The organism is Tahibacter caeni, from assembly GCF_024609805.1.
Classification (GTDB): domain Bacteria; phylum Pseudomonadota; class Gammaproteobacteria; order Xanthomonadales; family Rhodanobacteraceae; genus Tahibacter; species Tahibacter caeni.
Window position 1 is genome coordinate 1 of record NZ_JANFVR010000157.1, and the last position, 10,956, is coordinate 10,956.

The window sequence follows — 10,956 nt, forward strand, 5'->3', positions numbered from 1 at the left end:
CGCGAGCCGCAGCGGCCGGCGCCTTCGTGCCGCGTTGCCGCGCGCTACGCGAGCGCCGGCCAGGGGCCGAGCTGCGCGGTCAGCCGGCCGGCGTCGAGACGGAAGCGCAGCGGCAGCTGCACCGCGCGGGCCAGCGCGAACGCGAGCGCGAGACCGAGGCCGGCGTGATGCGCGGTGCCGCCTTCGGAATGCTTGCGCCAGAAACGATGACCGAAATGATCCAGATCGGCCGCGTCGAGCTCGGGCGCCGCGTTGACGATGCTCAGCAGCCAGCCGCTCTCGTCGCGGTCGAGGCGGCAACGGATTTGCTCGCCCGGCGGCGAATACTCGAGCGCGTTGCGGAGCAGGTTGGACAGGATGCGCTCGACGATGCCGAGATCGCTGCGGATCCAGGCCGACGGCGGCAGCTCCATGCACACCTGCAGGCCGCGCTGCGTCTGCAGGCCGTGCACCGCGGCGAGCAGCTCGCGCAGCAGTGCGGCGAGGTCCAGCGGATCCGGCGCCGGCGTGTGCTGGCCCGATTCCAGCCGCGCCAGCAGCAGCAGCGTGTCCACGCTGCGCTGCATGCGCGAGCACGCGGCGACCGCGGCGGCGAGGCTGCGCCTTGCCTGCGCGCCGTCGTCGTCGGCCAGCGCACTCTCGGCGCTCGTGCGGATTTCCGCGAGCGGCGTGCGCAGCTCGTGCGCGACGTCGCGCGAAAAGCGCCGCTCGCGTTCGATGGCCGCATACAGGTGGTGCAAACCCAGGTTGAACGCATCGGCGAACGGCTGCAGCTCGCGCGGAAAATCGCCGTCGATGCGCTGCGTCGGCGTGTCCGCCTGCAGCGACGCGGCCTTCGCGCCGGCGCGGCGCAGCGCGACGATCACGCGCTGCACGAGCAGCAGTGCGAGGCAGGTCGCGATCAGCGTGGCCAGGGCGATCCCGGCGAGCAGCGCCAGATGGACATGGCGCTCGGTGCGGTCCCAGCCTTCGCGTTCGGTGGCTACGACGAGCAGCCTGGACTTCGCTCCGGGCATCGGCACGTGCGTCGCCAGCGCGCGGCCCGCATGCCCGTCGGGCAGCACGACGTCGAAGTAGCGCGGCGTGCCCTGCTTGGCCGGCCCCGGCGGCAGCGCCGCGCCGCCGCTGCTCGGCGAACGCAGCACGGGCTGGCCGCTGGCCTCGTCGAACAGGGTGAAGAATTCCGTATGGCCTTCGGGCTCGTATTCCGGCATCAGGCGTTCGAGCCGCCGCGGATCGCTTTCCTGCAGCACGCGGCCGACCGCGGTCGCGCGCTGCAGCAGGGTCAGGTCCATGCGCGCGTAGATTTCCCGGTCTATCCAGCGGTCGAGCAGCGGAAACAGCAGCGCGAACGTGCCGCCGATGCTGAGCGCGAGGCCGAGCGCCAGGCGGCGGTGCAGCGACCAGGCCGGCCGGACCGTATTCGCGCTCGCGGACGGCTCAGTCATTCGGAACCAGATAGCCGAAGCCGCGCCGCGTCACGATGAGGTCGTCGAGACCGTGCTGTGCGAGCTTGGTGCGCAAGGTGCTCACGATGACTTCGACGACCTTGTCCGAAGCGTCGCTGCGGCTGTCGTACAGATGCTCGAAGATCTGCTCGCGCGACAACGTGGCGCCCTGCCGGCGCAGCAGCAGTTCGAGCAGCCGGTATTCCTTCGGCGTGAGCGGCAGCTCGTCGCCGCGGCAGCGCGCGGTGCGCGAGCGCGGATCGACGTCGAGATCGCCGTGGCGCAGCACCGGCGTCTCGCGCCGGGCCGGACGGCGCACGAGCGCGCGCAGGCGCGCGAGCAGCTCACTGAGCTCGAACGGCTTGACGAGGTAGTCGTCCGCGCCCGCATCGAGCGCCTCCACGCGGTCGCCGACCTGTTCGCGCGCGGACAGCACGAGCACCGGCGCGGCGCCGGCCTCGCGACTGAGCTCGCGCAATACGCCGAAGCCGTCGAGCTTCGGCAGCATCAGGTCGAGAACGATCGCGTCGTAGCGGTAGCTGCGCAGGAATTGCAGCGCCGTCAGGCCGTCGGCAGCCAGGTCGCAGGCATAGCCCTGCTGCCGAAGGCTGCGGTCCAGGGCCTCGGACAGGGTTTCGGAATCCTCGACGATCAGTATGCGCATCCGTCCGTTCGCCATCGACGTCCGGCGAATACTTTCCGGCGCCGGCGTCGGCGGTCAAGCGGCGCGGCGTCGGCGACCGGCGGGATGTGCAGCCCTACTGCGGCGCTTCGACCGCGTAGCCGCGCGCCTGCAGGGTCGCTACGTAGCCGTCGGGATTGAGCACGAGGCTGATCGGCAGCACGGCGAACGAGACGGCGTTGTCGCGCAGGGTCGCTTCCGCCGCATCCAGCCAGGTCCTGGCCAGGCGTTCGCGCAGATCGCCCATGCCGCGCTCCTGCACGATGCTGTTGCGGAGCATCGCGTCGCGGCAGGCTTGGTTCTGGTCGACGAAGGGCAGGCCGCGCAAGGCCTCGATGTCGCCGACGGCCCAGGCGTTCGCGCGCAGCTGCATGGCCGGAAGGTCGGTCTCCAGGCGCTCGACGGTCTTGCGCAGGCAGTCGATGTCGTCGAGCGAGGACTTCGCGAATTCGCGCAGCGCATCGCGCGGCTCGGCGAGACGGACCTTGATGCTCGGACGATCCAGCGCGACGTCGTGCTTCTTCGCGAGCTTCTCGACGGTCTCGCTGACCTTGCCGTCGATGCGCAGGCCGGCCGCGTCCGTCGCCTCTTCGTAGAGTTCCTGCGCCGCGAAGATCGGCCGGCGCTTCTCGACGCTGTCGCTGCGGCCGATGTACTTGCGCTTGAGCGGCTGCCAGCGCGCGTAGAGATCGGCCGGCAGCACGTCGGACAGGGTCTGCTTGTCGGGGTTGTTGCGCGCCTTCAACAGGCTGGGCAGCAGGAACACGCCGGCCAGCGCGCCGCCGGCGACGTCGACGTCCACGCGCGGCGTCAGCAGCACGCGCTGCGCCTGCGCTATCACGCCGTCGACCTCGCGCGATTCCCAGCTCATGCGCTTGGGCAACGGCGACAAGGTGCCCAGCACCCAGAGCACGTGGTCGTCCTTGCTGACTTTCCAGAGGCCCGGGCCGGGCTGCACGCCGCTGACGACGACGGTTTCGAGCAGCGCCGCCGGCGCATCGGGTGCAGGCGCCTCGGCGTGTGCGACGGCGGACGACAGCAGACAGCCCAACAGTAACGTGCGCATGCTTGGCCTTGCGAGGGAATGGGGAGCGACGGCCGGGAAAGCGGCCGGCGGCGCAGACTAGGCAAATGCAGATGAACGGCTGTCGTCTGCGCGCGGCGGCCTGCGTCATGATGGCCGCGTTGCGGACCGATGACGGGAACATGAGCGGAACATCCTCGATACGCGCGGCCGTCGCGGCCGATGCACCCGCGCTGGCCGGCCTGCTCGGTCAGCTCGGCTATCCCACCGACACGACGCAGGCCGCGGCGCGCCTCGCGCGGCTGCTGGCCGATCCGCAGGCCGCGGTGTTCGTCGCCTGCCGCGACGGCCCCGTCGTCGGACTGGCCACGGTCCAGGCGCACGTAGCGCTGAACCGCGACGCGCCGGCCGTGCAGCTGACCCTGCTCGTCGTCGCCGACGGCCTGCGCGGCAGCGGTATCGGCCGCGCGCTCGTCGCCGCGGCCGAGGACTGGACGCGCCGCCACGGCGCCGGCCGCCTCGTCGTGACCACGGCGTCGCATCGCACCGGCGCGCACGCGTTCTATGAGCGGCTAGGCTATGCATCGACGGGCCGCCGCTACGCGCGCGGACTCTAGCAGCCGCTCGCACGGCAAGACCGCGACGGCCGCGCCCTGCGCTCAGATCACGTGCGTCGCGAGGCTTTCGCTGTCGCCGTCCCAGGCAGCGAAATAACTGCGGCCGCGGCGTTCGGCCGAATGCTCGGGGCCGCGCGGCTGCATCTTCAGCGCGCGCTTGCCTTCCAGCCACAGCGAGACGGTATTGATCACGCGCGTGTCGCGGCAGACGCGGCCGTGGTCGAGCGCGCCGGCGAACGCGGCCAGGGTCACGCCGGCGACGGCCGAGCTGCGCAGGTGCACGCGGCCGTCGCCGAGCAGGTCCTTGCGCGCGCCGGCGAAGTCGAACCAGTTCGGGTTGTTCGGATTCGCGCGCTGCACGGTCAGCTGGTACGGCGTGGCGATGCCGCTGCCCTGCAGGATCAGCACGTTCTCGGCATTGGCCGCGAGCGCCGCGTCGTCGAGCAGCGGCGCCGGGCTGCTGCCGCCGCGGGCCGAGGCGCCGCGCACGAACGCCTCGGCGTCGGCGACGAAACGCGCGTCGAAGCCGCCGTTGCCGTCGCGCACGTTCGCCTGCCAGTTCGCGGCGTCGAACAGATCGACACTGCGGCCGTCCTCGTCGACGCAGCAGTCGGCGTAGTGCGGCGTCATCTGATAGACCGACGGAAAGCTGCGCGCGATCTTGCGGTAGTCCTCGTCGGTGCCGAACCAGCCGTCGCGCTCGCCGGCGACGAGCATCTGCGTCGCCGCGAACGAGCCGCGGAACGGCGGCGCGATGAACACGACACGGCCGATGCCGGCGAACGGGTCGGCGCGGTTGCGCAGCGCGAGCATCGAGCGCAGCACGAGGCTGCCCATGCTGTGCGTGACGAAGTTCAGCGAGGTCGAACGCCGGAGCCGCGCCTCGCGTCCCTGCAGCTCGGCGCAGAATTCGGCGAGCTTATGCGCCGCGTGCTCGACCGGCCGGCGCCAGTCGTAGGTGAAGACGTGCAGCGCTTCGGCCGGCTTCCAGGCGCGCAGCTTGCCGACCATTTCGCCGTAGGCGTAGCGGATCGGCCGCGACGGCAGCATGCGATGGCCGTCGTTGGCTTCGTAGCGGCCGTCGACCAGCGCGAAGTCGAGCGGGTTCTCGAACGCGTCGCCGAACACCATGTCCTCGAGGCTCCAGCGCACCGGCCAGTCCAGCGGATAGCTGTCGGCGAGTTCGCTGCCCTTGATGCCCGGAATCAGAACCGTCGCCATGTCGAGCTCCCTGCAGGTCGTCGCCTGGGCCGGACTGTAGCAGGCCGCCGTCGCAGCGACCGGGGCGGCGCTGGCGGGACGGCGGGCCCGCACGGCATCATCGGACTTTTGAGGTCCGGAGTTCCGTCATGAGCGACAGCCTGAGCGCCGTGCCGCTGCTGCAGACGCCGCGCCTGCGCCTGCGCACGATCACGCGCAGCGACATGGACGCGATCTACCGCCTGCATTCGGACCCGCGCGCGATGCGCTACTGGAGTTTCCCGGCCTGGACCGATCCGCAGCAGGCGCGGGACTGGTTCGAGCAGCGCCGCCATTTCGCCGAGCGCGAGGAGAGCTGGCCCTGGGGCCTGACCCTGATCGACGCCGACGAGCTGATCGGCATCGTCACCCTGTTCGCCGTCAATCGCTCGCAGCGGCGCGCCGAGGTCGGCTATCAGCTGCTGCCGTCGTGCTGGGGCCGCGGCTATGCGCAGGAAGCGCTGCGCGCCGCGCTCGCCTACGGCTTCGACGCGCTGGAGCTCAACCGCATCGAAGCCGACATCGACCCGCGCAACCAGCCCTCCTGCCGTCTCGTCGAGCGCGTCGGCTTCCGCCGCGAGGGCTATCTGCGCGAACGCTGGCACGTCAACGGCGAGATCGCCGACACCGCGCTGTACGGCCTGCTCGCGCGTGAATTCGTCCGCTAGGTTTCCCGCACGCAACGCCGCAGTGGCAACCGGCCGCGACGGCGCTGCGCCGGCGCCGATGCGGATGCAGGAGACGACAGTGCTTGAGTGGACATCGGCGCGGATCGTGGGCAGGCGCGCGGCGATGGCCGCGCGCCTGCGCGCGCGCGGACGCCGGCACGGATGCGATGGCCGGTCCTGCAAGGGTGCGCGTCGATGAGCGAAGCCCCTCTGTCGCGCTCGGCCTATCGCCGCGGCCTGCTGATCGCGGCGGCCGGCGCCGTGCTGTTCTCGGCCAAGGCCATCGTCGCCAAGCTGCTCTACCGCCATCCGGTCGATGCGCTCGACGTGCTCGCGCTGCGCATGCTGTATTCGGCGCCGTTCTTCGTCGCGATCGCCGCATGGCAGTGGCGCAGCGCCGCGCCGCTGAGCCGACGGGACCGGCTCGCGGTGCTCGTGCTCGGCCTGCTCGGCTATTACCTGTCGAGCTATCTCGATTTCGCCGGCCTGCAATACGTCAGCGCGGCGCTGGAGCGGCTGATCCTGTTCCTGTCGCCGTCGTTCGTGCTGCTGATCAGCGCGCTCGTGCTGCGCCGTCGCATAGGCCCGCGCGAATGGGCCGCGCTCGCGCTCGCCTATGCCGGCATCGTGTTCGTGTTCGCGCACGATCTCAGCCTCGGCGGCGACCGCGTCGTGCTCGGCGCGCTGCTCGTGTTCGGCGCCGCGCTGTCGTATGCGCTGTACCTGATCGGCTCGGGCGAGCTGGTCAAGCGCCTCGGTCCCTGGCGCCTCGTCGCCTACGCGATGAGCGTGTCCACGATCGCCGTGCTGCTGCATTTCGCGGCGACGCGGCCCTGGTCGCGGCTGCTGCAGCCGTGGCCGGTGCAGGCACTGTCGGTGTTCAACGCGATGTTCTGCACCGTCGCGCCGGTGCTGCTGACCATGTTCGCGGTCGCCCGCATCGGCGCGCCGGCCGCCGCGCAGGCCGGCATGCTCGGTCCCGTGTCGACGGTGTTCCTCGGCGCCTGGCTGCTGCAGGAACCCGTCACGCTCTGGCAGCTCGCCGGCTCGGCGCTCGTGCTGGCCGGCATGTATGTGCTGTCGTTGCGCAAGACGTAGCGACGCGGTTTCGGCCGATGGAAGGAACGGCCGGCGGCGTATGACCGTCTGGACTGCGTCGGTTCCTGATATCGACCGTGTCCGCGAATGTTGCGTCTCAGCCCAGCCCGGCGAGGTCGATCCGTTCGCCGTCGACGCGCAGCACGCTGCCTTGTTCGTACCAGTCGCCGAGCACGATGCGTTCGGCGACGCGGTCGCCGAGTTCTACGCGATGGCGTGCCGGGCGGTGGGTATGGCCGTGGATCAGCCGCGCGGCGCCGTGGTTCTGCAGGGCCGAGCGCACGGCAGCGTCGGTCACGTCCATGATCTCGGCGCGCGTCGCGCCGGTGTGTTCGCGGCTCTGCGCGCGCGCCTGCGCCGCGAACGCGCGGCGCGCCGGCAGCGGCTGGGCCAGGAAACTCTGCTGCCAGGCCGGGTCGCGCACGACGGTGCGGAATTTCTGATAGTCCGTGTCGTCGGTACACAAGGTGTCGCCGTGCATCAGCAGGGTCGGCACGCCGCCGAGGTCGACACGCGTCGGATCGGCCAGCAAGGTCAGTCCGCTGCGTTCGGCGAAACGCGGGCCGACGAGGAAATCGCGGTTGCCGGCCATGAAGAACACGGCGACGCCGTGGCCGGCGAGCTGGGCCAGCGCGTCCTGTACGCGCTGGCCCAGCAGAGCGTCATCGTCGTCGCCGATCCAGCTCTCGAACAGGTCGCCGAGTATGTACAGCGCCGGCGCCGAGCGCGCCTCGCCGCGCAGGAAACTCAGGAACAGGTCGGTGATCTGCGGCCGTTCGTCGTCGAGATGCAGGTCGGAGATGAACAGGGTCGCAGCCATCGCGCGACGATAGCCGAACTCGGCGACAGCGAGAAGTTCGCGGCGAGCGCGGTCGCGCCGTGGTGTCAGCCTTCCGATCCGGCGCGCGGGCCGGCGGCGGTGCGTCGCTCAACTGGAAGTCGTTGCGGAGGATCACGTCCGGCTCGGAGTTCGCTCCGAACGCGCCGATGTCGCCGCTCTGGCCGTTCAGCGGAAGGATCAGCGGAATGCCGGTCGCGTCGAAGCGCGGCATTGGCGCCTGTTTCGCAGCTGCCTCGTCGCCGGTGTCGAGCGCCGGGCTCGGCGCGTTGTCCAGGCGTGGTCCAGACCTGCAGGTCGTGACGGTGATGTCGCCGGCGACGACGGGTTCCGCCAGCACGCCCGGCAGGCCGGCGCCGGCGATCGGTACGAACAGGTGGAGCGGAACAGGATGACGTATCCGTCATGTTGCGCTGCACACACGACCACTGCGCGGCTGCCTGCCCGCCGGAACGCCGGCTGATCGCAGAAGCGAGTGCGTCGCCTGGCCGGTCGACGCAGCCCGGGACGGCGCCCGGCACCAGCCGGATTGGTGCGACCGCACAATTTGCGCCCCGTCAGACGGCGGAGTTGGCCTGGAGGCTGATGTTTTTTCGTTGGTGACTAGGTCTATGGACTGATGTTCGGTCTTGCTGTAAACCTAGCCCGTTGCGCGTTAGGGGACGCGCAGCGACGGCAGTGCCGGCAACGCGCCGGCTCGCAGCTGCCGTTTTCGGGGTCGCGGGGAACACGGTCGGCAGTCGTGCGGGGCGCAGAGCCTGCGTTCCGCCGCTACGCGGCGTCCGCTCGCGACGGGGGAGCGCCGGACCGCAGTCCGGTGCATTCGTATCGATACATACGAGTGGAGAAATGTAATGACGAAGTCGAACATCGGCCGTCTGCCGCTGCTGCTCGCCGCGGCGATCGGCTGCAGCCTCGGCGCCGGCCTGCATGCCGAGGAAGAGGCCCGCGCCGGCCGCGCCGTCGTATTCACGATCGACGCGGGCAAGGGCGTGGACAAGCGCGTCGACTATGCCGCGCTGCAATCGTTGGGACCCTGGGACGACCGCAACTACGCGCTGACCGCCGAGGATCTCGCGCTGCTGTCCAAGCGCGAAGAAGAAACCATCGTCGCGATCCCGGTCTTCTACCGTGTCGAGATGCGCAAGGCCAACAAGGACCTGCCGCAGTTCGGGCCGGTGCAGTACCCGCGCAGCGCGCTGAACGGCTATCTGGCCAAGTACGGCGGCTACCGCATCAACGGCGTGACCTACAGCGCGGTCACCTCCGACGCGACCGGCCGCTTCCGCGTGCACGAGTCGCTGCCGGAAGACGACGCCGCGCGCGACGCGGTGTTCCAGAACTTCCTCGGCGGCGAGAAGCGCATCACCACGCCGGCCGGCGCGTCCGAATCGGCCGTCGCGATCAATCCGGTCAACACCAACCTCGTGATCGCCGGCACCAACGGTCCCGGCAGCGGGCAGAAGATGTGGCGCTCGACCGACGGCGGCGTGACCTGGGGTAGCGCGATCTCGCTGTCCGGGACCTGCTGTGATCCGGCCGTGGGCTGGTCGCCCGACGGCACGGTCGGCTATGCATCCGCGCTGTCCACCGTCGTCGGCAGCGGCACGAACGTCTACTTCTACCGCTCGACCGACAACGGCGCGAGCTGGACGCGCAGCGCCACCCTGTCCAACCAGAACACCTCGGACAAGGAATACCTGCACGTCGACATGCATGCGACGTCGCCGTACAAGGGCAACATCTACGTCTCCTGGCACGACAACAACGTGCAGAAGGTCGCGCGTTCGACCGACGGCGGCCTGACCTTCGGCGCCGCGCAGACGATCGACAGCGCGAACCGCGGCATCGGCAGCGATCTCACGTCCGACACGGCCGGCAACGTCTATTTCGTCTATCCGGCGGTTTCCGGCGGCAGCATCGGCAAGGCCATCCGCGTGGCCAAGTCGACGAACGGCGGCGCGAGCTTCGGTGCGGCGACGACGGTCAGCACGACCAATGCCGATTTCGACTTCCCGATTCCGGCGATGGAGACGCGCCGCGCGTTCACCTACGTGTCGGTGGACGCCGACCGCTCGGGCGGCAGCTTCAACAACAGCATCTACGTGTCCTGGACCGACACCTCGACGGCCGAGAACAACACGAGCGCGACGGCCAACCACGCGATCATCCGCGTCGCACGCTCGCGCGACGGCGGCGCCACGTGGCAGGTATCCTCGCCGCATTCGAGCAGCGACGTCAGCACGGTCGACCGTTTCAATCAGTGGCTGTCGGTCGACCGCAACGGCCGCGTGTTCGTCATGTATTACGACACACGCCATTCGTCCAATCGCAGCGGCACCGACGTCTACTACGCCGTCTCCAACGACGGCGGCGTGACCTGGGGCACGGCGACGCGCCTGACCACGGTGACCTCGCGCAACATCAGCGAAGCCAACGAGTGGGGCGACTACAACGGCATGGACGTCGCGCTCAGCGAGATCATGGCGATCTACACCGACAACCGCGACGAATCCGGCGGCACGGCCGAGTCCAAGGACGTCTACGGCATCGGCGGCTTCGCCGGCTCCACCGGCAACCAGGCGCCGGTCGCGAACTTCAGCGTCGCCACGAGCGGCCTGACGGCGACGTTCACGGACAGTTCGAGCGACAGCGACGGCACGATCGCCTCGCGCAGCTGGAACTTCGGCGACGGCACCACGTCGACCGCGACCAACCCGAGCAAGACGTATTCGGCCGCGGGCACCTATACGGTCACCCTGACCGTGACCGACAACGGCGGCGCGACGAATACGAAGACCAGCTCGGTGACGGTCTCGAGCGGCCCGGCCAACGTGCCGCCGACGGCGAACTTCAGCGTCGCGACCAGCGGCCTGACGGCGACGTTCACCGACACCTCGACCGACAGCGACGGCACGATCGCCTCGCGCAGCTGGAACTTCGGCGACGGCACGACCTCGACCGCGGCCAATCCGAGCAAGACCTATTCGGCGGCCGGCACCTACACGGTCACCCTGACCGTGACCGACAACGGCGGTGCGACGAACACGAAGTCGTCCTCGGTCACCGTCACGGCCCCGTCGGGCGGCAACGAGCTGCAGAACGGCGTCGCGAAGACCGGCCTGTCGGGCGCGGCGAGCTCCGAAACGACCTACACGCTCGTCGTTCCGGCCGGCGCGACGAACCTGAAGTTCGTGATGTCCGGCGGCACCGGCGACGCGGACATGTACGTCAAGTTCGGTTCGGCGCCGACCACGAGCAGCTACGACTGCCGTCCGTACCTGTCGGGCAACAACGAGACCTGCACGATCGCGACGGCCCAGGCCGGCACCTACTACGTCA

9 protein-coding genes are annotated in these 10,956 nt (G+C 70.0%); 4 read left to right on the plus strand and 5 right to left on the minus strand.

Annotated features, from left to right (window positions below):
- Nucleotides 1-44: 44 nt before the first annotated feature.
- From NON22_RS13990 to NON22_RS14000, 3 genes are all read right to left on the minus strand, one after another.
- On the minus strand, nt 45-1,448 hold the full coding sequence (locus NON22_RS13990) for a sensor histidine kinase (RefSeq protein ID WP_257387557.1): 1,404 nt from the start codon (nt 1,446-1,448) through the stop codon (nt 45-47).
- Nucleotides 1,441-2,112, minus strand: a complete 672-nt coding sequence (locus NON22_RS13995; protein ID WP_257387558.1) for a response regulator transcription factor — start codon at nt 2,110-2,112, stop codon at nt 1,441-1,443. The genes NON22_RS13990 and NON22_RS13995 overlap by 8 nt, the downstream gene beginning before the upstream one ends.
- A 94-nt stretch (nt 2,113-2,206) precedes the next feature.
- Entirely contained in the window at nt 2,207-3,196 is a 990-nt protein-coding gene (locus tag NON22_RS14000) for a TraB/GumN family protein (RefSeq protein WP_257387559.1), read from the minus strand.
- 140 nt (nt 3,197-3,336) lie between these two features.
- Here NON22_RS14000 and NON22_RS14005 point away from each other — a divergent pair, with 140 nt between their 5' ends.
- Nucleotides 3,337-3,771 carry a GNAT family N-acetyltransferase gene (locus NON22_RS14005; protein ID WP_257387560.1) on the plus strand — a complete coding sequence of 145 codons (435 nt, stop codon included), beginning with the start codon at nt 3,337-3,339 and terminating at the stop codon, nt 3,769-3,771.
- 42 nt (nt 3,772-3,813) lie between these two features.
- Here NON22_RS14005 and NON22_RS14010 read toward each other — a convergent pair whose 3' ends face one another.
- Nucleotides 3,814-4,992: an esterase/lipase family protein gene (locus tag NON22_RS14010; RefSeq protein ID WP_257387561.1), complete on the minus strand. Its 1,179-nt coding sequence runs from the start codon at nt 4,990-4,992 to the stop codon at nt 3,814-3,816.
- A 128-nt stretch (nt 4,993-5,120) separates the two neighbouring features.
- On the opposite strand from NON22_RS14010, the gene NON22_RS14015 reads away from it, so the two are divergent.
- Both NON22_RS14015 and NON22_RS14020 read left to right on the plus strand, forming a co-directional pair.
- Nucleotides 5,121-5,678: a GNAT family N-acetyltransferase gene (locus NON22_RS14015; RefSeq protein WP_257387562.1), complete on the plus strand. Its 558-nt coding sequence runs from the start codon at nt 5,121-5,123 to the stop codon at nt 5,676-5,678.
- Nucleotides 5,679-5,873: 195 nt separating this feature from the next.
- Entirely contained in the window at nt 5,874-6,776 is a 903-nt protein-coding gene (locus NON22_RS14020) for a DMT family transporter (protein WP_257387563.1), read from the plus strand.
- Between the two features lie 97 nt (nt 6,777-6,873).
- Here the strand turns inward: NON22_RS14020 and NON22_RS14025 are convergent, their stop codons facing one another.
- Nucleotides 6,874-7,596 (minus strand): UDP-2,3-diacylglucosamine diphosphatase, encoded by a 723-nt coding sequence (locus NON22_RS14025; protein ID WP_257387564.1) that lies wholly within the window; start codon nt 7,594-7,596, stop codon nt 6,874-6,876.
- Between the two features lie 872 nt (nt 7,597-8,468).
- On the opposite strand from NON22_RS14025, the gene NON22_RS14030 reads away from it, so the two are divergent.
- The coding region (locus NON22_RS14030) for a PKD domain-containing protein (RefSeq protein WP_257387565.1) at nt 8,469-10,956 on the plus strand (2,488 nt) is incomplete at its 3' end.